17 protein-coding genes and 2 tRNA genes are annotated in these 21880 nt (G+C 71.5%); 11 read left to right on the forward strand and 8 right to left on the reverse strand.

From position 1 onward, the window contains the following. Nucleotides 1-16: 16 nt before the first annotated feature. The 3 genes from FHX73_RS19290 to FHX73_RS19300 all read right to left on the reverse strand — a co-directional run bounded on the left by FHX73_RS19290 (nucleotide 17) and on the right by FHX73_RS19300 (nucleotide 2610). Nucleotides 17-574, reverse strand: coding sequence for a superoxide dismutase family protein (locus tag FHX73_RS19290; RefSeq protein WP_145906178.1), 558 nt, complete (start codon nucleotides 572-574; stop codon nucleotides 17-19). A gap of 276 nt (nucleotides 575-850) precedes the next feature. Further along, the gene (locus FHX73_RS19295) at nucleotides 851-2035 is read right to left on the reverse strand and encodes a hypothetical protein (RefSeq protein ID WP_145906179.1); all 1185 of its coding nucleotides are present in this window, start codon (nucleotides 2033-2035) and stop codon (nucleotides 851-853) included. 56 nt (nucleotides 2036-2091) lie between these two features. Next, a complete protein-coding gene (locus FHX73_RS19300; RefSeq protein WP_145906180.1) occupies nucleotides 2092-2610 on the reverse strand; it encodes a SigE family RNA polymerase sigma factor in 519 nt (172 codons plus the stop codon). 280 nt (nucleotides 2611-2890) lie between these two features. On the opposite strand from FHX73_RS19300, the gene acnA reads away from it, so the two are divergent. From acnA to FHX73_RS19325, 5 genes are all read left to right on the forward strand, one after another. Next, nucleotides 2891-5536: an aconitate hydratase AcnA gene (acnA, locus tag FHX73_RS19305; RefSeq protein WP_145906181.1), complete on the forward strand. Its 2646-nt coding sequence runs from the start codon at nucleotides 2891-2893 to the stop codon at nucleotides 5534-5536. A 71-nt stretch (nucleotides 5537-5607) separates the two neighbouring features. After that, nucleotides 5608-6249 carry a maleylpyruvate isomerase family mycothiol-dependent enzyme gene (locus FHX73_RS19310; protein WP_145906182.1) on the forward strand — a complete coding sequence of 214 codons (642 nt, stop codon included), beginning with the start codon at nucleotides 5608-5610 and terminating at the stop codon, nucleotides 6247-6249. 444 nt (nucleotides 6250-6693) lie between these two features. Next, nucleotides 6694-8088 (forward strand): N-acetylglucosamine/diacetylchitobiose ABC transporter substrate-binding protein, encoded by a 1395-nt coding sequence (gene ngcE / locus FHX73_RS19315; RefSeq protein WP_145906183.1) that lies wholly within the window; start codon nucleotides 6694-6696, stop codon nucleotides 8086-8088. Between the two features lie 79 nt (nucleotides 8089-8167). Beyond that, nucleotides 8168-9100, forward strand: a complete 933-nt coding sequence (locus tag FHX73_RS19320) for a carbohydrate ABC transporter permease (protein WP_145906184.1) — start codon at nucleotides 8168-8170, stop codon at nucleotides 9098-9100. 13 nt (nucleotides 9101-9113) lie between these two features. Next, on the forward strand, nucleotides 9114-10067 hold the full coding sequence (locus FHX73_RS19325) for a carbohydrate ABC transporter permease (RefSeq protein WP_145906185.1): 954 nt from the start codon (nucleotides 9114-9116) through the stop codon (nucleotides 10065-10067). Between the two features lie 72 nt (nucleotides 10068-10139). Here the strand turns inward: FHX73_RS19325 and pepN are convergent, their stop codons facing one another. Both pepN and FHX73_RS19335 read right to left on the reverse strand, forming a co-directional pair. Continuing rightward, nucleotides 10140-12710 carry an aminopeptidase N gene (gene pepN, locus FHX73_RS19330; RefSeq protein ID WP_145906186.1) on the reverse strand — a complete coding sequence of 857 codons (2571 nt, stop codon included), beginning with the start codon at nucleotides 12708-12710 and terminating at the stop codon, nucleotides 10140-10142. 73 nt (nucleotides 12711-12783) lie between these two features. Next, complete coding sequence (locus FHX73_RS19335) at nucleotides 12784-14181, reverse strand: amino acid permease (RefSeq protein ID WP_145906187.1); 1398 nt, start codon at nucleotides 14179-14181, stop codon at nucleotides 12784-12786. A gap of 255 nt (nucleotides 14182-14436) precedes the next feature. Between FHX73_RS19335 and FHX73_RS19340 the strand changes: the two genes are divergently transcribed. Further along, nucleotides 14437-15036 carry a biotin transporter BioY gene (locus FHX73_RS19340; RefSeq protein WP_145906188.1) on the forward strand — a complete coding sequence of 200 codons (600 nt, stop codon included), beginning with the start codon at nucleotides 14437-14439 and terminating at the stop codon, nucleotides 15034-15036. A gap of 47 nt (nucleotides 15037-15083) precedes the next feature. After that, nucleotides 15084-15569 (forward strand): ribose-5-phosphate isomerase, encoded by a 486-nt coding sequence (locus tag FHX73_RS19345; protein WP_145906189.1) that lies wholly within the window; start codon nucleotides 15084-15086, stop codon nucleotides 15567-15569. Nucleotides 15570-15608: 39 nt separating this feature from the next. Here the strand turns inward: FHX73_RS19345 and FHX73_RS19350 are convergent, their stop codons facing one another. After that, complete coding sequence (locus FHX73_RS19350; protein ID WP_145906190.1) at nucleotides 15609-16868, reverse strand: GNAT family N-acetyltransferase; 1260 nt, start codon at nucleotides 16866-16868, stop codon at nucleotides 15609-15611. A 222-nt stretch (nucleotides 16869-17090) separates the two neighbouring features. Between FHX73_RS19350 and FHX73_RS19355 the strand changes: the two genes are divergently transcribed. Next, the gene (locus FHX73_RS19355) at nucleotides 17091-18314 is read left to right on the forward strand and encodes a PP2C family protein-serine/threonine phosphatase (protein ID WP_145906191.1); all 1224 of its coding nucleotides are present in this window, start codon (nucleotides 17091-17093) and stop codon (nucleotides 18312-18314) included. Between the two features lie 334 nt (nucleotides 18315-18648). Beyond that, nucleotides 18649-18846, forward strand: coding sequence for a hypothetical protein (locus tag FHX73_RS19360; protein ID WP_145906192.1), 198 nt, complete (start codon nucleotides 18649-18651; stop codon nucleotides 18844-18846). A 36-nt stretch (nucleotides 18847-18882) separates the two neighbouring features. Here the strand turns inward: FHX73_RS19360 and FHX73_RS19365 are convergent, their stop codons facing one another. Together FHX73_RS19365 and FHX73_RS19370 are read right to left on the reverse strand one after the other, a co-directional pair. Next, on the reverse strand, nucleotides 18883-19683 hold the full coding sequence (locus FHX73_RS19365; RefSeq protein WP_145906193.1) for a DUF6348 family protein: 801 nt from the start codon (nucleotides 19681-19683) through the stop codon (nucleotides 18883-18885). 150 nt (nucleotides 19684-19833) lie between these two features. Continuing rightward, nucleotides 19834-19904, reverse strand: a tRNA-Gly gene (locus tag FHX73_RS19370). 99 nt (nucleotides 19905-20003) lie between these two features. On the opposite strand from FHX73_RS19370, the gene FHX73_RS19375 reads away from it, so the two are divergent. Then, nucleotides 20004-20080 (forward strand) — tRNA-Pro (locus FHX73_RS19375). Nucleotides 20081-20320: 240 nt separating this feature from the next. Further along, complete coding sequence (gene tig, locus FHX73_RS19380) at nucleotides 20321-21712, forward strand: trigger factor (protein WP_145906194.1); 1392 nt, start codon at nucleotides 20321-20323, stop codon at nucleotides 21710-21712. Nucleotides 21713-21880 lie beyond the last annotated feature (168 nt).

Consider the following 21880-nt stretch of genomic DNA (forward strand, 5'->3'; position numbering starts at 1 on the left):
GGGCTCGGCAGGCTGCTCAGAAGGCCGCGTTGACGCACCCCACCCGGTCCGTCGGCGCGTGCCCGGCGGCGTCCGGACCGGCGTGCAGCACCAGGGAGTTCGCGCCGCCGGGCCGGAAGGTCCAGGCCACCTCGGCGGTGGCCTCGCCGTTGCCGTCGGCGTCGGTGTGCAGCAGCAGGTGCAGCTCGTTGCGGTCGTTGGCGTACGCCGGGTCGGTCGACGGCTGCACCGGGTCCACCCGGTCCTGGTAGTGCGGCCCGGAGTCGGCGGGCGCACTGCCGCAGGAGCGGGTGTGCACGTGCGCCGGGTAGTCGTGGTCGGGGGCCAGCCCGCGCACCGAGAGGGTCAGCCGGGTGCGCCCGCCCTCGGCGACCGCCAGCACCCGGGCCCCCGCACCGAGCGGCACCAGGTCGGGCGCGAAGCTCAGCGCGGTCGGCCCGGGCGCGGCCGCCGCCGGCGCGAACGCGCCGCCCGCCACGGTGACGGGTTCGGCCGCGCCGGCCCCGGGCGAGCCCAGTGCGACCAGGGCCAGGGCGGCGGCTACGGCGGAGCCGGTGAGGAGCGGAGCACGCATGGCGGGCGGACCTTTCGTCAGCTGGTGACACGTCAGCCCCACCGTCCCGCCCGGCCCCCGCGCGCCGCGGCCGACCGGCCGGGGAGCCACCCGGAGTCACCCGTACGGAACCGCCGGACGCGCCGGAGGTGCCGGATGCGCCGGACACGCTGAACACGCCGACGGGGTGGCTCCGCATCCCCGTGTATGCGGTGCCACCCCGTCGGGGTCCAATGCGCCGTCAGCCGTCAGCCGTCAGCCGTCAGCCGTCAGCCGTCAGCCGTCAGCCGTCAGCCGTCAGTTGGCCGGCCAGACCGGCGCGGTCTCGGTCACCATCCCCCCGCCCGAGCCGCTGTGCCAGGGGCTCGGCGACGGGCACCCGGAGGGCGAGGCCTTGGCCCCCGCCGCCCCGGTCGCGCCGGCCTGCGGCGACCCGCTCGGCACCGGGTAGGTGGTCGGGTACGGCGTCGAGGCCGGCGCCGAGGTGGGCCGCGGCGTGGGCATGACCGTCAGCCCGCCGTCGGGGCCGGCCGGGCACGACGGCGCCCCGTTGTCCACGTACGGCCGCACCGTCGCCTCGGCCGCCGCCCGGAACTGCGGCGTCACCCAGGCCTGCACCTCCGGGTTCTCCACCATGGCGGTGAGGACGTCGATGGTGAGCGACGGGGGCACCAGCTGCCCGGCGCGCCCGCCCGACCCGGTGCCCGGCATGCCGGGCACCGGGTTCTCCCGGTCCTCCGTCGCCGAGACCACCGAGCCGTCGGCCAGCTGGTAGACCGCCTGCACGATCAGGTTCGACGAGCTGGTCCTGGTGACCGTGTAGAGCTCGCCGGAGCCGATCACGCCGGTCGTCGTGCAGTGCACCTGCTCGTCGTTGCCGGGGTGGGGCTTGGCGTTGGAGCAGGCCAGCTTGCCGTCGGGCCCGGCCAGCCCGGTCTCGTCGTAGCCGTGGGGCTGCTTCAGGTACCCGGGGAGGTCGCTGTCGTAGCTGAGCGCCAGGAACTGGGTCCCCAGCAGGTCGCTCGGCCCCGTGGCCATCGCCTCGACGTGCAGCTGCGGGGTGTCCGTGCCGCTCACCGTGAAGGCGGTGGTCTGCCCCGCGGCCCCGCCCATCTCGACGCCCTGCGGCATCGCGTGCAGCGCGGCGAAGAGCAGGTCCTGCCCGGTCAGCGCCGGCTTGCCGTTCAGCGTCGGCAGCACCGGGGCGGGCGAGCCCCCCGCGGAGCCGCCGGCCGCGACGGTGCTGTGCGCCCCGCCGCCGGTGGCGAGCTGCGCCGCCCCCGCCGCCAGGGCCACCACCACCGCGACCGCGCCGAGCGCCGCGCCGCGCCGCCGCCGGCGCAGCGCGCGCCCCTCGTGGGCGGCGCCCGCGATCAGCCCGCCGAGGTCGGGCTCCAGCCCGCCGACGGTGCGTTGGAACGCGCCCGACAACCGGTCGCCGTCCCCTTCCACTGCTCTGTCCGTCCAGTCCGATTCGTGCATGACCGCCCTTCCACGCCGTCCCACGATTCAACGAAGTGCCAGCCGGAGACCGGCGACTAGCTGAGCAGCAGGTCGGCCTGCGGTCCCAGCACCTTGCGCAGTCGGCCCAGCGCCCGCAGGCTCTGGCTGCGCACGACGCCGGAGCTGGTGCGCAGCTCGGCGGCGGTCTCCTCGACGCTGCGGTCCTCCCAGTACCGCAGCACCAGTACGGCCCGGTCCCGGGGCGTCAGTTCGCCCAGGGCCGCGAGCAGGGTGACCCGCAGTGCCGGGTCACCGTCCAGGGCGATCTCCTCCGGTAACCCGCCCGGTGCCGGCTGCTCCGACGTTCTGCGCAGCCGGTGGTGGGAGAGGTACGTGCGCACCAGGACGGTGCGCGCGTACGCGTCGGGGTGATCGGCCCGTTGCACTCTGCTCCAGGCCGCGAAGAGCTTGGCCAGGGTGGTCTGGGTCAGATCCTCGGCGAGGTGCCAGTCCCCGCAGAGTAGAAGTGCCGTCCGGAACAGGTGCCGTCCCCGGGCGTGTGCGAACTCCTCGAAGCCGGCGCGATCTCCGCCGCCCCATGGCTTTCCGACCACTCGTCCCCCCTCGCTGTCGTCGCTCTCGCCCGGTAAGGACGCCTGAGCCCGGGGGCCGCGTTACGGGCCGTCCGGAGGAACTTGCGCGGGGCGCGCCGGAGGGGTGCCCGAGGTCACTCCGGGTCCACCCGTGCACTATGGTTTATCTCGACATCGAGATAACTCGAAGCTATGATTTATCTCGACATCAAGATACTTGCCGAGAGGCGATCCCCCAGGCTTCCTCGTGTGGGCAGCCGAAACCCCACGTGCCGCACGAAGTACCTAGAAGGAGTCAGTCGTGTCCGCGAACAGCTTCGACGCCCGCAGCTCGCTGCAGGTGGGCGACGAGTCGTACGAGATCTTCAAGCTCTCCGCCGTCGAGGGTTCCGAGCGGCTGCCCTACAGCCTCAAGGTGCTGCTGGAGAACCTGCTCCGCACCGAGGACGGCGCCAACATCACCGAGGACCACATCCGTGCCCTCGGCGAGTGGGACCCGAGCGCCGCCCCCAGCCAGGAGATCCAGTTCACGCCGGCCCGCGTGATCATGCAGGACTTCACCGGCGTGCCCTGCGTGGTCGACCTGGCCACCATGCGCGAGGCGGTCAAGGAGCTGGGCGGCGACCCGGCCAAGATCAACCCGCTGGCCCCGGCCGAGCTGGTCATCGACCACTCCGTCATCGCCGACAAGTTCGGCACCAAGGACGCCTTCACCCAGAACGTCGAGATCGAGTACGGCCGCAACAAGGAGCGCTACCAGTTCCTGCGCTGGGGCCAGACCGCCTTCGACGAGTTCAAGGTCGTCCCGCCGGGCACCGGCATCGTCCACCAGGTGAACATCGAGCACCTGGCCCGCACCATCATGGTCCGCGGCGGCCAGGCCTACCCCGACACCTGCGTCGGCACCGACTCGCACACCACCATGGTCAACGGCCTGGGCGTGCTGGGCTGGGGCGTCGGCGGCATCGAGGCCGAGGCCGCGATGCTCGGCCAGCCGGTCTCGATGCTCATCCCGCGGGTGGTCGGCTTCAAGCTGAACGGCCAGCTGCCGGCCGGCACCACCGCGACCGACCTGGTCCTGACCATCACCGAGATGCTGCGCAAGCACGGTGTGGTCGGCAAGTTCGTCGAGTTCTACGGCGAGGGCGTCACCGCGATCCCGCTGGCGAACCGCGCCACCATCGGCAACATGTCGCCGGAGTTCGGCTCGACCTGCGCGATCTTCCCGATCGACGCCGAGACCATCAACTACCTGAAGCTCACCGGCCGCAGCGAGCAGCAGCTCGCGCTGGTCGAGGCGTACGCCAAGGAGCAGGGCCTGTGGCACGACCCGTCGGTCGAGCCGGTCTACTCCGAGTACCTGGAGCTGGACGTCTCCACCGTCGTCCCGTCGATCTCCGGCCCGAAGCGCCCGCAGGACCGCGTGATCCTGGCCGAGGCCGCCGCCAAGTTCGCCGAGGCGCTGCCGACCTACTCGGCCGAGGCCTCGAAGCCGACCACCGTCACCGCTCCTGACGGTTCGTCGTACCAGATCGACAACGGCGCGGTCGTGATCGCCTCGATCACCTCCTGCACCAACACCTCCAACCCCTCCGTCATGCTGGGCGCCGCCCTGCTGGCGAAGAAGGCCGTGGAGAAGGGCCTGCACGTCAAGCCCTGGGTCAAGACCACCCTGGCCCCCGGGTCCAAGGTCGTCATGGACTACTACGAGAAGGCCGGCCTGCTCCCCTACATGGAGAAGCTGGGCTTCAACCTGGTCGGCTACGGCTGCGTGACCTGCATCGGCAACTCGGGCCCGCTGCCCGAGGAGGTCTCCGCCGCGGTCAACGAGGCCGACCTCGCGGTCGTCTCGGTGCTCTCCGGCAACCGCAACTTCGAGGGCCGGATCAACCCGGACGTGAAGATGAACTACCTGGCCTCCCCGCCGCTGGTGGTCGCCTACGCGCTGGCCGGCAACATGAACATCGACATCACCCGTGACGCCCTGGGCCAGGACGCCGACGGCAACGACGTCTTCCTCGCCGACATCTGGCCGTCCGAGCAGGAGGTCGCCGACACCGTCGCCGGCTCCATCGACGAGGCCATGTTCGACAAGGGCTACCAGGACGTCTTCGCCGGCGACCAGCGCTGGCAGTCGCTCCCGGTGCCGACCGGCAACACCTTCGAGTGGGACGCCGAGTCCACCTACGTCCGCAAGCCCCCGTACTTCGAGGGCATGGCCAAGACCCCGAGCCCGGTGACCGACATCGCCGGCGCCCGGGTGCTGGCCAAGCTGGGCGACTCGGTCACCACCGACCACATCTCCCCGGCGGGCAACATCAAGGCCGGCACCCCGGCCGCGCAGTACCTGACCGAGCACGGCGTGGAGAAGCGCGACTTCAACTCCTACGGCTCGCGCCGCGGCAACCACGAGGTGATGATCCGCGGCACCTTCGCCAACATCCGCCTGCGCAACCAGATCGCGCCGGGCACCGAGGGCGGCTACACCCGCGACTTCACCCAGGCCGACGCGCCGGTGTCGTTCATCTACGACGCCTCGCAGAACTACCAGGCCGCGGGCATCCCGCTGGTGGTCCTGGCGGGCAAGGAGTACGGCTCCGGCTCGTCCCGCGACTGGGCGGCCAAGGGCACCGCGCTGCTCGGCGTCAAGGCCGTCATCGCCGAGTCCTACGAGCGCATCCACCGCTCGAACCTGATCGGCATGGGCGTGCTGCCGCTGCAGTTTCCCGAGGGCCAGAACGCCGACAGCCTGGGCCTGACCGGTGAGGAGACCTTCGAGTTCACCGGTGTGACCGAGCTGAACGAGGGCCGCACCCCGAAGACCGTCAAGGTCAAGGCCGGTGACGTGGAGTTCGACGCCGTCGTGCGCATCGACACCCCCGGCGAGGCGGACTACTACCGCAACGGCGGCATCCTGCAGTACGTGCTGCGCAGCCTCATCGGCTGATCGAGCACGCCCGTAGCGCCCGGACCGCGCTCCCCCAGGTGGGGGAGCGCGGTCTGTGCTATGCCGGAGAGATGGAGACGCCAGCCGACCTCTGGCCGCTGATCCACGCCGAGCGGCGTGCGCTGCTCGCCGACGTGCGCCAGCTGGCCCCCGCCCAGTGGACGGTCTTCTCGCTCTGCGAGGGGCGCACCGTCCGTGACGTCCTGGCCCACCTGACGGCGACCGCCCGGATGACGCCCGGGAGCTTCTTCCGGAAGCTGGCCCGGGCCCGCTTCGACTTCCAGCGGATGACCGACCGGGACATCCACGAGCTGACCCGGGGCCGCCCGAGCGCCACGCTGACCGCCTTCGAGGCGGAGCTGGACTCGGTGACCCACCCGCCCGGCCCCGACCCCAGCTGGCTCGGCGAGACCGTGGTGCACGCCGAGGACATCCGCCGCCCGCTGGGCATCGCGCACGAGTACCCGGTGGCGGCGCTGACCACCTGCGCGGACTTCTACCGCGGCTCCAACCTGCTGATCGGCGGCAAGCGGCGCTCGGCCGGCCTGCGGTTCGCCGCGACCGACGCCGACTGGACGGCGGGGGAGGAGGGGCCCGAGGTGCGCGGTCCGATGCTCGACCTGCTGCTGGCGATCACCGGTCGCCCGGCCGGGTTGGCGGCGCTGGAGGGCGAGGGGGCGGACGTCCTGGCCGACCGGATGCCGCAGCACTGAGCCTGCGTCAGGGGCTCCCCACCCGGCGCACCGACCCCGGTTGGGCGCCTCCCGTTCACCTCTGTGAGCAGTTCGGTGCGATCCGCGCAAAACTGCACGAACCTGCTCATTTCTATGTTCAGGCGATCAATCGCACGCTATCGTCCTCGCACACAGGCAACGCCCAGGTGTCGCGCAGAAATACGCAGGCTCCCTGAACATTGCACATGCTGCACCGCCGACAACGCTTTGAGTGCCAAGGGCCGTTACCGGTGGGGAGACTATTGCCGCCGGATGAACAGTGGACTATACCTTTGCCCATCGACCGAAACCCCCTCTGACCGGCTCCGTTGTCCGGTTGAAGCCCCGGCTGAGGGAAGGGAGTTGACGGGTCGTCAAGCACGACTTCCGAGGCGGACGCCGGTTCACCTCCGCATCACTGGACACTGAGGGGTAAGGGCACCGATGGGCTCTGCGACTGAGTTCAACCGCCGTGACGTCTTCAAGCGCGCGGCCGCCGTCACCGTGCTGGCCGCGGGCGGCAGTTCGTTCCTCGCGGCCTGCGCCGCCGGCGGCGGCAGCAGTGACGGCAAGACCTCCGCGCCGGGCAGCACCGGCAACGCGGCCAACCCGTTCGGCGTGAAGCCGAACGACCCGCTGGACGTGGTGATCTTCAACGGCGGCTACGGCGACGGCTACGCCAAGGCCTTCGAGGCCATGTACAAGCAGAAGTACAGCGGGGCCAACATCAGCCACCTGGCCACCCAGGACATCAGCCCCAAGCTCCAGCCCCGCTTCAACGCGGGCAACCCGCCGGACGTCATCGACGACTCGGGCGCCCAGCAGCTGAAGATCGACGTGCTGGAGAAGGCCGGCCAGCTGACCGACCTGAGCGTGCTGCTCGACGCGCCGTACCTGGACGACCCGACCAAGAAGATCCGCGACGTGCTGCTGCCCGGCACCATCGAGCAGGGCACCATCGACGGCAAGATGTACTCGCTGAACTACGTCTACACCGTCTATGGGCTCTGGTACTCCAACAAGCTCTTCACCGACAAGGGCTGGGCCCCGCCGAAGACCTGGGACGACTTCATCGCCCTCTGCGCCACCATCAAGTCCTCGGGCATCGCCCCGTTCGCGCACCAGGGCAAGTACCCCTACTACGCCAACTACGTGATCCTGGACCTGATCGCCAAGCAGGGCGGCACCGACCTGGTGACCCGGATCGACGCGCTCGACCCGACCGCCTTCGACGACCCGGCGGTGCTGGCCGGCGTCTCCGCGTTCTTCAAGATCATGCAGGGCGACTACCTGCTGCCCGGCACCAACGGCATGACCCACACCGAGTCGCAGACCGCCTGGTGCCAGGGCAAGGCCGCCTTCATCCCGTCCGGCTCCTGGCTGGAGAACGAGATGATCAAGGTCACCCCGGCCGACTTCGACATGGCCTTCCTGCCGATCCCGTCGCTGGCCGGCGACAAGCTGCCGCAGACCGCCGTGCGGGCCGGCGCCGGTGAGCCCTTCGTGGTGCCGACCAAGGCGAAGAACCAGGCCGGCGGCCTGGAGTTCCTGCGGATCATGCTGACCAAGGAGGGCTCCGGCAAGTTCGCCGCGGCCGCCAACTCGCTCTCCGTGCTGAAGGACGGCATCGGCCCGGACGTGGTGCTCAAGCCCGGCACCAAGTCCTCCTCGGTGGCGGTCACCGCGGCCGGCAGCAACACCTTCAACTACTCCTACCCGGACCTGCAGACCGCCTTCGACACCGAGCTGCAGAACGCCACCAACGAGCTGGTCAACAGCCGGATCACCCCGCAGGAGTGGGTGGCCCGGGCGAAGGCCGCCACCTCCAAGAAGGTCTGACCCGGCCTCAGAGGGTGCAGGACCGACCGGACACCGGGGCCCCGCGGGTCCCGGTGTCCCGCCGCGACAGGAGCAGTTGATGCGTCACAAGAAATACCCCTTCATCGTGGGGTTCCTCATCGTCCCGGTGGCGCTCTACGTGCTGCTGGTGATCTGGCCGTACGTGCAGACCTTCGGGTACTCGCTGACCGACTGGTCCGGGGCCTCGCAGCAGATGAACTTCATCGGGCTGCGCAACTACACCAGCCTGTTCGGCGACAGCGTCTTCGTCACCGCGCTGGAGCACAACCTGCTGCTGCTGATCGTGCTGCCGCTGGCCACCATCCTGCTGGCGCTGTTCTTCGCCTTCATGCTCAACGTCGGTGGCCGGGGCGGCACCGGCGGGGTGAAGGGCGTGCGCGGCGCGGGCTTCTACAAGGTGGTCTTCTTCTTCCCGCAGGTGCTCTCGGTGGCGATCCTGTCGGTGCTCTTCCAGGGCGTCTACCGGACCGACCAGGGCGGTCTGCTCAACGGCGTGCTGGTCAAGCTCGGCCTGGAGGACCCGAACAAGCCGCTGCAGTGGCTGGCCGACCCCAACTGGGGCCTGTGGTGCGTGATCGGCGTGCTGATCTGGTCCGGCGTCGGGTTCTACCTGGTGCTGTTCTCGGCCGCCATGCAGGCGGTGCCGAAGGACATCTACGAGGCGGCCCTGCTGGACGGCGCCGGGCGCGGTCAGACCTTCTTCAAGATCACCCTGCCGCTGCTCTGGGAGACCATCCAGACCGCCTGGGTCTACCTGGCGATCGCCGCGATGGACTGCTTCGCGCTGGTCTCCACGATGACCCCCGGGTCGTACTACGGCGGCGGTCCGGACCACCACAGCGAGATCCTGGCGACCCTGCTGATGCGCAACTTCATCACCTACGGCAAGGCCGGCTACGCCTGCGCCATGGGTGTGGTGATCTTCTTCATCACCCTCATCCTGTCCGTGATCTCGCTCCGGGTCACCCGGCGCGAGCAGATCGAGTTCTGAGCGGGGCCCCGGCATGAGTACCCACACCGACGCGACCACCACGGTCCCGGCGCCGCGCGAGGGCGGGGCGAGCGCCTCGCGCAAGCCCACCGCCGCCCAGCGGTTCGGCGACGGCGGCGGCATCCTGAACGTCTTCTCGCACGGCTTCCTGGTGCTCTGGGCCGTGATGATCATCGGCCCGCTGATCTGGATCGTGCTCGGCTCCTTCAAGAGCAACGCGCAGATCGGCGGCAGCGCCTGGTCCTGGCCGACCAGCTGGCACTTCGACGCGTTCTCCCGGGCCTGGGACAAGGGCATCGGCGGATTCTTCGCCAACACCCTGATCGTGCTGGCGGGTTCCCTCACCCTGACCATGCTGCTCGGCGCGATGGCGGCCTACGTGCTGGCCCGCTACGAGTTCCGGGGCAACCGGACGATCTACTACTTCTTCGTGGCCGGCGCGATGTTCCCGGTCTACCTCGCCCTGGTCCCGCTCTTCTTCATGGTGAAGAACCTCGGCCAGATCAGCCCGCTGCTCGGCCTGAACAGCTACCTCGGCCTGATCCTGGTCTACACGGCCTACTCGCTGCCGTTCACCGTCTTCTTCCTCTACGCCTTCTTCCGCTCGCTGCCGACCGCGGTGCACGAGGCGGCGATGATCGACGGCTGCTCGCACACCCGGGCCTTCTTCCAGGTCATGGTGCCGATGGCGAAGTCCGGTCTGATCAGCGTCTTCATCTTCAACGTGCTCGGCCAGTGGAACCAGTACCTGCTGCCGGTCACCCTGATGCAGCAGCAGAGCGGCTCCGACCCGGACCGCTCGATGCTCGCCCAGGGCCTGATGAACCTGGCGGTGCAGAGCGGCTACGCGAGCGACTTCCCCGGCCTGTTCGCCGGCATGACGATCGCGATGCTGCCGGTGCTGGTGGTCTACCTGTCCTTCCAGAAGCAGGTGCAGGCCGGTCTGACCTCGGCCACCCTGAAGTAGGAGTAACGCCCCGTCAGCACGAACGGCCCGCCCCCCGAGCAGTGGGGGCGGGCCGTTCGACGTGACGCCCGGTCAGCCGCGGTCGGCCTGCTGGGCCTGCAGCGCCCGGGCCAGCTCGTCCTGGCACTCCAGCACCAGCCGGCGCAGCGCCGGCGCGGCCTGCGGGTGCTCGGTCAGCCAGGCGCCGGTGGCGTCCAGGGTGGCCTGGTCGGTCTGCAGCCGCGGGAAGAAGCCGCCGACGAAGCGGATCGCGATCTCGATGCTGCGCTCGGCCCAGATGGTCTCCAGCAGCTCGAAGTAGCGCGCGACGTACGGCGCGGTCAGCTCGCGCTGGCCGGCCTGCTGGAAGCCGGCGGTCTGCGCGCCGACCATCGCGTTCGGCAGCTCGTCCGAGTCGACCACGGCCGACCAGGCCGCCGCCTTGGCCTCGGCGGTCGGCCGGGCGGCCAGCGCCTGGGTGCGCTTCTGGCTGCCGCTGGCGGTGTTGTCCCGGGCCAGCTCGGCGTCCAGCTGGGCCTGGTCGGCCCGACCGGCGGCGGCCAGCGCGGTCCAGAGCAGCCAGCGCAGGTCCTGGTCCACCTCCAGGCCGTCGATCCGGGCGGTGCCGGCCAGCAGGCCCTCCAGCAGCTGCAGGTGCTCGGCGGAGTCGGCGCTCGACGCCAGGAACCGGGCCCAGGCCAGCTGGTGGTCGCTGCCGGGCGCGGCGGCGCGCAGCTCGCGCAGCGCGGCGTCGGCGATCAGCCGGCCGCCCTCGGCCCGGTAGGACGGGTCCACGAAGACGTCGAGCGCGACGTGCGCCTGGGCGTGCAGGGTCTGCAGCACGCCGATGTCGGACTCCGCGCCGGCGAACTCCAGCACCAGGTCCAGGTAGTCGCGGGCCGGCAGCAGCCCGTCCCGGGTCAGGTTCCAGCAGGCCGACCAGGCGAGGGCGCGGGCCAGGGTGTCCCGGATGTCGCCGAGCGACTCGCGCAGGGTGGCCAGCGAGTCGTCGTCGAACCGGATCTTGCAGTACGTCAGGTCGTCGTCGTTGACCAGGACCAGGGCCGGGCGGGGCCGGCCGACCACCTCCTCGACCGCGGTCCAGTTGCCGGTGATGTCCACCTCCACCCGGGCGCTGCGCACCAGGGCGCCGTCCGGCTCCCGGTCGTAGAGGCCGACGGCGATCCGGTGCGGGCGGGTCGTCTCGCCGTCCTGAATGATCATCAGTTCGGCGATCCGGTCCTCGGCGTCGACCGTGACGACCGGGGTGAGCGTGTTGACGCCCGAGGTCTCCAGCCAGGCCGCCGACCAGTCGGCCATCGCCGCGGCGCCGCGCCCGGAGGTCTCGGCCAGCACCTCCAGCAGGTCGCCGAGCACCGTGTTGCCGAAGGCGTGCCGCTTGAAGTACTGCCGGGCGCCGTCGAAGAACGCGTCCCGCCCGACGTAGGCGACCAGCTGCTTGAGCACCGCGGCGCCCTTGGCGTAGGTGATGCCGTCGAAGTTGAGCTTGGCGTCCTCGACGTCCCGGATGTCCGCGGTGATCGGGTGGGTGGTCGGGTACTGGTCCTGCCGGTAGGCCCAGGCCTTGCGCTGGTTGGCGAAGGTGACCCAGGCGGACTGGTACTTGGTGGCCTCCTGCAGGCCGAACGAGCCCATGAAGTCGGCGAAGGACTCCTTCAGCCACAGGTCGTCCCACCACTTCATGGTGACCAGGTCGCCGAACCACATGTGCGCCATCTCGTGCAGGATGGTGTTGGCCCGGCCCTGGTACGAGGCCTCGGTCACCTTGGAGCGGAAGACGTACTCCTCGCGGAAGGTGACGCAGCCCGGGTTCTCCATCGCGCCGATGTTGTACTCCGGCACGAAGAGCTGGTCGTACTTGCCGAACGGGTACGGGTAGTCGAACTCGCGGTGGAAGAAGTCCAGGCCCTGCTTGGTGACCTCGAAGATCTCCTCGGCGTCGAAGTACGGCGCCAGCGACTTGCGGCAGGTGGCGGCGAGCGGGATCTCCAGCGTGCTGCCGTCCGGCAGTTCGCCGGCCCAGGAGTCCCGGGCCACGTGGTACGGCCCGGCGACCACGGCGGTCAGGTAGGTGGAGATCGGCCGGGTCGGCAGGAAGGTCCAGGTGCGGGCGGTGCCCTCGGCGGCGACGGACTCCTCGGCGGCGTTGCCGTAGACGTCCCAGGCGGCCGGCGCGGTGACGGTGAACCGGTAGGGCGCCTTCAGGTCGGGCTGCTCGAAGTTGGCGAACACCCGGCGGGCGTCGGCCGGTTCGAAGTGCGTGTAGAGGTAGGTCTCGCCGTCCACCGGGTCGGTGAACCGGTGCATGCCCTCGCCGGTGCGGCTGTACGCGCAGTCGGCGTCCACCACCAGGACGTTCTCCGCGGCCAGGTCGTCCAGGGCCACCCGGGCGCCGTCGAAGACCTGGGCCGGGTCGAGCGCGCGGCCGTTCAGGGTGACCGCCCGCACGGCCGGGGCCAGCAGGTCGGCGAAGCTGCTCGCGCCCGGTTCGGCGCAGCGGAAGCGGATGGTGGTCACGGAGCGGAAGGTGGCCGCGTCGGCCTCCGGCGCGCTGGTGACGTCGAGGTGCACCTCGTAACCGATCACGCTGAGGAGGCCGGCGCGCTGCTGAGCTTCGTCGCGGCTGAGGTTCTTGCCCGGCACTGCGGTACTCCTTTGTCCGGCTCGCACGGTGCTGTGCAGGTTGTGTGGGCAGGTCCTGCCCGCCCGCATCCTTTCACGCACCCCGAACGCGTCGTTGGCGCCAGTACCCGACCGCGCCGAGCGCCGCGACCAGCACCGCGGCCGCGTACAGCTGGTCGCGGTTGCCGGCCGTGGTGGTCATCAGGGCGAGCAGTGCGACCACCCCGGCGATGGCCACCCAGGTCAGGTACGGGTAGGCCCACATCCGGACCACCAGCTGCTCGGGGGCCTCGCGCTCCAGACGGCGGCGCATCCGCAGCTGCGAGACGCCGATGAAGAGCCAGACGACCAGGATCGCCACGCCGGTGGTGTTCATCAGCCAGGTGAAGACGGTGTCGGGCCACCAGTAGCCGGCCAGCACCGCCCCGAAGCCGAAGGCGCAGGAGGCGAGCACGGCCAGCCGCGGGACCCCGCCGCTGACCCGGGCCAGCGCCTTCGGGCCCTGGCCGCGGGAGACCAGCGAGTACGCCATCCGGGAGGAGCCGTAGATGTTGGCGTTCATCGCGCTCAGCAGGGCGATCAGCACCACGGCCTGCATCACCTGGGCGGCGCCCGGGATGTGCAGGAACCGCAGCACCGTCACGTAGGGGCCCAGCTTGACCACGTCCGGGTCGTTCCACGGCACCAGGGTGACCACCAGCGCCATCGAGCCGATGTAGAAGACGGCGATCCGCCAGACCGCGGTGCGCACCGCGTTGGCCACGTTGCGGCGCGGGTCGTCGGACTCGGCCGCCGCGATGGTGACGGTCTCCAGGCCGCCGTAGGCGAAGACCGAGGCCAGCAGACCGGTGATCAGGCCGCTGGTGCCGTGCGGCAGGAAGCCGCCGTGGCCGGTCAGGTTGCCGGTGCCGGGGGCCGCGTGCAGCACGCCGGTGACGCCGAGCACGCCGAGCACCAGGAAGGCGACGATCGCGGTGATCTTGACCGCCGCGAACCAGAACTCGAACTCGCCGAAGTTCTTCACCGCGGTCAGGTTGCTGGCGCAGAAGAACGCCATGAAGACGGCGACCCAGCCCCAGCCCGGCACCCCCGGGAGCCAGGAGTTCATGATCGAGCCGGCCGCGGTGGCCTCCGCCGCGACCCCGCAGCAGAGCATCACCCAGTACATCCAGCCGGCGGTCAGCCCGGCCCACGGCCCGATCTCCCGCTCGGCGTGCACCGAGAACGAGCCCGAGGCCGGGTGCGCGGCGGACATCTCACCGAGCATCCGCATGATCAGCATCACCAGCAGGCCCGCCGCGGTGAAGGCCAGGATGATGCCGGGTCCGGCCGCCGCGATGCCCGCGCCGGAGCCGACGAAGAGGCCGGCGCCGATCACCCCGCCGAGCGCGATCATCGAGAGGTGGCGCTGCTTCAGGCCGTGGCTCAGCTGGGGCGTGGCCTGGGCCTCGGGGGCCTCGGGGGCCTCGGGAGGAGCGGTGGTCGCGGTCATGCGGGGTTATCCAGACGGTTCGTAAATCGGACGACCCGTCCCAATATGCGGGGACCGGCGGGGTGCCGCACGGCCCTGACCAGGATCCGGACCGGCTGGGTACGGAGGGTAGTCGATCGGTCGTCCCAGGGTGAGAACCGGCGACGAACCCCACAAGTGAAGGCGGTGACGGTTTGTCGGTCGTGACATCGAAAGCGTGGGACGAGGAGCGTAAGTTCACGAACGTTCACTCAGATCCCTTTCCCGGAGGCTCCGATGGCCCTTGCCGCCCCGCTCCCGTCCCGCCCCGTGCTGGCCGACCTGCTGCCCGCGGCCGGCAGCCGGACCGGGGCCGCCCTGCGCGAACTGGCCCTGGTCGGCGGCGGCGCCGCGCTCACCGGCCTGGCTGCGCAGTGGTCGGTGGCGGTGCCCGGCTCGCCGGTGCCGGTGACCGGCCAGACCTTCGCCGCGCTGCTGGTCGGCACCGCGCTCGGCGCCCGCCGGGGCGTCGCCGCGCTCGGCCTCTACCTGCTGGCCGGCGCGGCCGGGCTGCCCTGGTTCGCCCAGGGCTCGGCCGGCTGGTCGATGCCGAGCTTCGGCTACGTGCTCGGCTTCGTGCTGGCCGCCGCCGTCACCGGCCTGCTGGCCCGGCGCGGCGCCGACCGCGGCCCGCTGCGCACCGCCGCCGCCATGGTGCTGGGCAACCTGGCGATCTACGCGGTCGGCGTGCCCTACCTGGCCGCCTCGCTGCACGTGTCGCTGGCCAAGGCGGCCCACCTGGGGCTCTACCCCTACCTGGTGGGCGACGCGTTGAAGACCGCGGTGGCGATGGGCGCCCTGCCGCTGACCTGGAAGCTGCTGCGCGGCCGGGTCTGACCCGGTCCTTCACGGGGGCGGGGGAGCGGCATGCCAGACTTCCTGCCATGCGCGTTTACCTGGGTTCCGACCATGCCGGATACGAACTGAAGAACCACCTCGTCGAGTGGCTCACCGCGGCCGGCCACGAGCCGATCGACTGCGGCCCGCACATCTACGACGCCGAGGACGACTACCCGCCGTTCTGCCTGCGCGCCGCCGAGCGCACCGCCGCCGACCCCGAGGCGCTGGGCATCGTGATCGGCGGCTCGGGCAACGGCGAGCAGATCGCCGCCAACAAGGTGAAGGGCGTGCGGGCCGCGCTGGCCTGGAGCGAGCAGACCGCCGCGCTCGGCCGCGAGCACAACAACGCCAACGTGGTCAGCATCGGCGGCCGGATGCACACCCAGGAGGAGGCGACCAAGTTCGTCGAGATCTTCCTGGCCACCCCGTACAGCGGCGAGCCCCGGCACACCCGCCGGATCGAGATGCTCAGCGCCTACGAGACCACCGGTGAGCTGCCCGCCATCCCGGCCCACCACCCGCAGGGCTGATTCTGCGTCACCTCCGTCGCCCCGCCGCCGCACGGCCCGTCAGAAGCCGTGCGGCAGCCAGGGGGCGACCGGCCAGCCGAAGGCGGCCGACGCCCGGGCCAGCGCGCCCGGGCGCAGCTCGCGGACCAGCCCGGCCGCCGCCTGCGCCGCCAGCGTGCAGCCGCCCAGGTAGGCGGCCCCCAACTCGCGCACCGACAGCGCCAGGTCGGCCGCGTCCTCGGTCGGCTCGCAGGCCGCCGGGTGCTCCGGCCCCGCGGCGTGCAGGTGCCAGCGCCCGGTGTTCCACGGGCAGAACTCGTCCTCGACCGCCAGCACCAGGTCCACCGGGGCCGCGTACCGCCGCGAGCGCAGCGCGTCGCCCACCTCCACCAGCCGGACGAAGAGCGCGTCGGACAGCTGCGAGCGCAGCCGCCGCGGGTCCGAGACCAGGTGCAGCAGCGGGTCGTCCACCGGCAGGCTGGCCGCCACCACGGTGTCGGTCAGGTCCAGCTCCAGCAGGTAGTTCCAGAGCGCGGCGCGGGCCCCGGGGGTCGCCGCGGTCACCTCGCGCACCCGCACCTCGCCGCCCGGACCGCCGTGCTCCCAGCTGATCCCGACCGAGTAGCGGGCGTAGCCGAGCAGCGTGGCGTCCGCCCGGTCCTCGGCCAGCACGCACTGCAGCGGGGCGCGGCCGCCCCGCTCGCTCGGCGGGTCGAACAGCGCCACCCGCTCCCAGCCGGGCCGGCGGGCCAGCATGCCCGGGCGCAGCGGCACCTGGGCGGCGTAGAGCCGCTCGCAGTCGGCGGCCGAGCCGGCCGGGTCGGCCAGTCGCAGCCGCACCGGCTCGCCGGCCGGCCGGGCCACCCGGGCCCTGGCCCGGTCGATCCGCACGCCCAGCTGCCAGCTGGCCAGGCCGTACCCGTAGCGGCCGTAGATGCCCGGCTCGGAGGCGGTCAGCACGGCCAGCGACTCGCCGCGCTCGTGCACGTCGTCCAGCTGACGGCGCATCAGTGCGGTGAGCACCCCGCGCCGGCGGTGGGTCGGCAGCACCCCGACCATGGTCACCCCGGCGGCCGGCAGCACCGCCCCGCCCGGCACCGCGAGCCGGAACGAGAAGGCGCCGGCCGCGCCGACCGGCCGGTCGCCGTCCCAGACCGCCAGCGAGCGGTCGACCTCGGTCAGCGCCTGCCACATGGCCCGGCGCTCGGGGGACTCGGCCGAGCCGAAGGCGGTCTCCAGCGCGTCGTACCAGCCGTCCCACTCGGCGGCCTGGAGGACCCGCGGTTCGAGCGGGCCGTGCTCCTGCGGGAGATGTGTCATATGACACAGCTATCACCCGGGTGGCGCGGTTGCGAGCTCTTCGCGCGGGCAGCGGCCCCCGAGCCCCGGCGTGAACTGCGCACGAGCGCCCCCGGCGTCCCCCGGTGCGCTGGTAGCGGCCCCGGACCGGGCCCGGCGCCCCGGCCGAAACCGAGCGGCCAGGCGGACCGGGGATGAACGCCCGTCGACGCGGACGGGCCCCGGTGGATAAGGTCGGGCCCCATGGCTGGCAGCACGCCGGGCTCCAGGCCCCAGACGACTGCGACCGGGACGGTCTCCGCCGACCCCGTGGCGGCCCGGTTGCGCAAGCGGCTCTACCGGGCCCGCCGAACCCTGCGCCGGACCGGGGTGGACTACTTCCGCGGCGACGGGGCGGACTGGCTGGCCTTCGCCGTGCTGCTGCTCCTGGTGCCGGTGCTGGTCGTGCTGAACGTCTGGCTGCCCGCCTGGGTGCCGCCCACCACGCTGGTGCTGCCGATCCTGGCCGGCGCGCTGCTGCTGCGCCCGGTCTCGCTGGTGCTGCTCTACGCCACCGCCGCGCTCGGCCTGTCCACCGAGTCGGTGATCCACACCGGCGAGCGGGCGGCCAGCCAGCACCCCGAGTCCTACGTCTTCGGGGTCACCCCCGGCGCCGCCCTGGTGGTCGGCGCGGTCGGGGTGGCCGGGCTGCTGCTGGCCCAGTTCCGCAGCCGGGTCGGGGTGCCGTGGCGCAGCGGCGGCTCGATGCTCTTCGACCTGCGCGAGCGGCTCAAGGTGCAGAGCCAGGTGCCGGTGCTGCCCGTTGGCTGGCACGCCGACATGGCGCTGCGCCCGGCCGGCGGCCAGTCCTTCTCCGGCGACTTCGTGGTGGCGGCCCGCACCGGGCCGGGCCGGCGGATGCTGGAAGTCGTGCTGGCCGACGTCTCGGGCAAGGGCATGGACGCCGGCTCCCGGGCGCTGCTGCTCTCCGGGGCCTTCGGCGGCCTGCTCGGCTCGCTGCCGCCGCACGACTTCCTGCCCGCCGCCAACGGCTACCTGCTCCGGCAGGACTGGGAGGAGGGCTTCGCCAGCGCGGTGCACCTCGCCCTGGACCTGGACAGCGGCGAGTACGAGCTGCTCTCGGCCGGCCACCTGCCGGGCATGCAGCGCCTCGCCGGGGCCGGCCGCTGGGAGAGCAAGGAGTCCGCCGAGGGACCGCTGCTGGGCCTGTACGACGGCGCCAAGTTCGAGGGCGTGCGCGGCCGGCTGGGCCGCGGCGACGTGCTGATGCTCTGCACCGACGGCATGGTCGAGGTGTCCGGCCGGGACCTCTCCGAGGGCATGGACCGGCTGATGGGCGAGGCCGACCGGCTGGTGGCCGGCGGCCAGTTGGGCCGGGCCGCCGGCGGCGCGGCCGGGCGGCTGATCGAGACCGTGGCCAAGGACATCAACGACGACCGCGCGGTGCTGCTGATCTGGCGCGAGTGACTGTCAAGGCCAGCGGTGATCTTCGGCCAATCTGCCCGCGGGGCGCTGACGCCCCCTCGGTCCACGAACGGCCCGGCCGGCGACCCCGGCCGACGGTCCGTCAGGTCCGGTCCGCTATCGTCTCGGTCGGCGGAAACTCGTCCCACATGGCAGGACTTTTGGCACCTGTCAGCGGCAAGTCCTTTACGCAGTCAGCACGGTCGACCACACTGAGTCCGGGCGGGACTGGCCGGAACTCGGGGGATGTTCGGGTGTGCTTCACCGACGGGTGCCGCCTCGGGACCTTCGGGCAGGCCGTGGTCCGCTCCGCCACGAAATGAGGAAGTGAGTCCGGGTGGCACTCTCCGTCTCCGCGTTGGTCCTGTTCGGCGTGATGCTGATCATCTTCATCCGCGGGAAGCAGATCAAGATGCCGCACGCGATCGTCGCCGTGCTCTTCGGCTTCATGCTGAACCAGTCGACCCAGCTCTCCAAGCCCATCCAGGAAATGCTCAACTCGGTGGCCAACACCCTGGGCAACGTCACCAAGTGACGCCGCGGCGGGGCTGCGGGTGCCTCCTCCGGCCGCCTACTGCCCCGCCCGCCTGGCCTGCCACCAGCGGCTCAGCCGGCCGCCCCGGGCCGTTCGCACGACGGCCGCGACGGGCTCCGGCGCGGGCTCGGGGCTCCGGCCGCGCTCGGCCGAGCGGACCGCCTCCAGGCTGGCGCCGTCGGCCGCCAGCAGCACGAACAGCCGCGCCCAGCAGAACCGTTCGGCCCGCGGCCAGTCGAGCGCGGCCAGCGCCGCCGAGGCCGCCGGGCTGACCTCGCCGTTCACCCGGACCTCGGCCACCTCGTCACCGGCCCGGCCGCCGAAGAACAGCTTGACCCCGTTCAGCCGCGGGTCGGTCAGCTCCGGCGCGAGCGCGGCCGCGAGCTCCGGCAGCAGCTCCCGCCCGCCCAACCAGTCGGTCAGCCGGGCGCTCTGGAAGCCGAAGACCGTGGCCGGCCCCTGCACCGCGTGCCAGCCCGGCAGTTCGGGCAGCCGCCGGTGGTCGCCGTAGCGGCCCTGGTGGTCCATCAGTTCGACCACGGTGGCGGCGGTGGTGGCCGCCCACATCCGCACCGCGCTCTCCAACTTCTCGGTCTCGGTGGTGCCCAGCCCGGCCGTGCAGTCCCAGACCACCGGTGCGTCCGCGCGGCCCAGGTCGAGCACGAAGCCGAGGTCGGCGTGCGCGGCGCCGTCCGGCCCGAGGTGCTCGCGGATCGCCACCGCGGTGCTGCCCGGTCCGCGGACCACCTCCCCGTCGAGGGCGAACTCGCGCCCGTACCGGGACAGTTCCCGCACCACCGCGTGCTGGATCACCAGCCGCCGCTGCTCGGGCTCCACGCCGCCTCCTTCGCACCCCGGTTCGAACAAACGCCGAGGCTAGCGGGGCCGGGCTCGGCACTGCCAGTCCGCGGCCGGCGGTCCGCCCCACGACCGGGGCGAACACGACGAAGGCCCCGACGCGCAGGGCGCGTCGGGGCCTTCGACCGGAGCGGGCGACGAGAATCGAACTCGCGTGACTAGTTTGGAAGACTAGGGCTCTACCATTGAGCTACGCCCGCCGGTCCGGGTGGACGGGCAACAGCGTACCCGATCCGACGGGCAGTCGAATATCTGCGAGCCGACGATCGTCGGCGTGTACGCTCTCTCTCGCGTGAATGCGGGGTGTGGCGCAGTTTGGTAGCGCGTCCGCTTTGGGAGCGGAAGGCCGTCGGTTCGAATCCGGTCACCCCGACCAGTCAGTTTCGTGGTACCCGGTAGGATGGGCCGCTGGTGGTCACGGCTTCCGAGCCGACCACCCCAGGGTGACAGAGTCCCCGCCCAGACCCGCACCGGGACCGGGCCGCTCGCCATCCACCCCACACGGGAGATCGCCGCACTCAGGTGGCTCATCACCCGTCTGCCCGGCCCGCAGCCCGCGAGGGACTCGGGGGCCGGAACAGACAAGCCGACCGCAAGCCCCATAGGAGACCTAACCGTGAAGAGCGCCGTCGAGACTCTGAACCCGACCCGGGTTCGACTCACCGTCGAGGTGCCCTTCGAGGAGCTCAAGCCCAGCCTCGACGCGGCGTACAAGAAGATCAACCAGCAGGTCACGGTTCCGGGTTTCCGGAAGGGCAAGATTCCGAACCGGGTCATCGACCAGCGGTTCGGCCGCGCCGCCGTGCTGGAGGAGACCGTCAACGACGCCCTGCCGCGCTTCTACACGCAGGCCGTCGACGAGAACAAGGTCGAGGTCCTCGGTCAGCCCGACATCACGGACATCAAGGGTGTCGAGGACCTCGACGCCAACGGCCTCACCTTCACCGCCGAGGTCGACATCCGCCCGGAGATCACCCTCCCCGACTTCGCCGAGATCTCGGTCGAGGTCGACGCCATCGAGGTGACCGACGAGGACATCGAGAAGTCGCTGCAGCAGCTGCGCGAGCGCTTCTCCTCGGTCAAGGACGTCGAGCGCGCCGCCGGCGCGGACGACATCGTCGTGGTGGACCTGGAGGCCAAGGTCGACGGCGAGGTGCCGGAGGACGGCACCGCCACCGGCGTGAGCTACGAGATCGGCTCGGGCCGCCTGCTGGACGGCATCGACGAGGCCGTCACCGGCCTCTCGGCCGGCGAGTCGAAGACCTTCACCACCGAGCTCAAGGGCGGCACCCAGGCCGGCAAGAGCTCCGAGGTGACCGTCACCGTCACCGCCGTCCAGGAGAAGGAGCTCCCCGAGCTGGACGACGAGTTCGCCCAGCTGGCCAGCGAGTTCGACACCCTGGAGGAGCTGCGCGCCGACTCCCGCACCCGGCTCGGCCGGATGAAGGAGTTCGACCAGGCGACCCAGGCGCAGGAGAAGGTCCTGGACGCGCTGCTCGAGAAGATCGAGATCGAGTTCCCGGAGAAGCTCCTCAAGGACGAGGTCGAGACCCGCAAGCACAACCTGGAGCACCACCAGCTGGAGCCGATCGGCCAGACCCTGGAGAGCTACCTCGCCGCCCAGGGCAAGACCCGCGAGGAGTTCGACGCGGAGACCGAGGAGCAGGCGAAGAAGGGCATCAAGACCCAGTTCGTGCTCGACGAGATCGTGGCCAAGGAGGAGGTGGGCGTGAACCAGGAGGAGCTCACCGAGCACCTGATCCGCCGCGCCGCCGGCTCCGGCCTGAGCCCGGACCAGTTCGCCCAGCAGATCGTCTCCAACCAGCAGGTCCCGCTGCTGGTCGGCGAGGTCGCCCGCGGCAAGGCGCTCGCCCTGGTGGTCGAGGCCGCCACGGTGACCGACTCCAACGGTGAGGTCGTCGACTTCGACGAGGACGAGGAGGAGGTGGCCGAGGCGGCCACCACCGAGGCCGCCGCCGAGGCGACCGAGGAGTCCGCCGAGGCCTGAACCGCCCCGTCGCGGTGAGCCCCGAACGGGCCCGGACGCACTCCTGGAAATCAGGTGCGCGTCCGGGCCCGTTCCGCTTCCGGCGGCGCACCTGCGCTGACAGCGAACAGTTCTGTGTGAGGGATTCCCGGGCTCGGCCTGCGCGTTAGGGTCAACGAAAGCAAGCTA

The organism is Kitasatospora viridis (genome assembly GCF_007829815.1).
GTDB classification, from domain to species: domain Bacteria; phylum Actinomycetota; class Actinomycetes; order Streptomycetales; family Streptomycetaceae; genus Kitasatospora; species Kitasatospora viridis.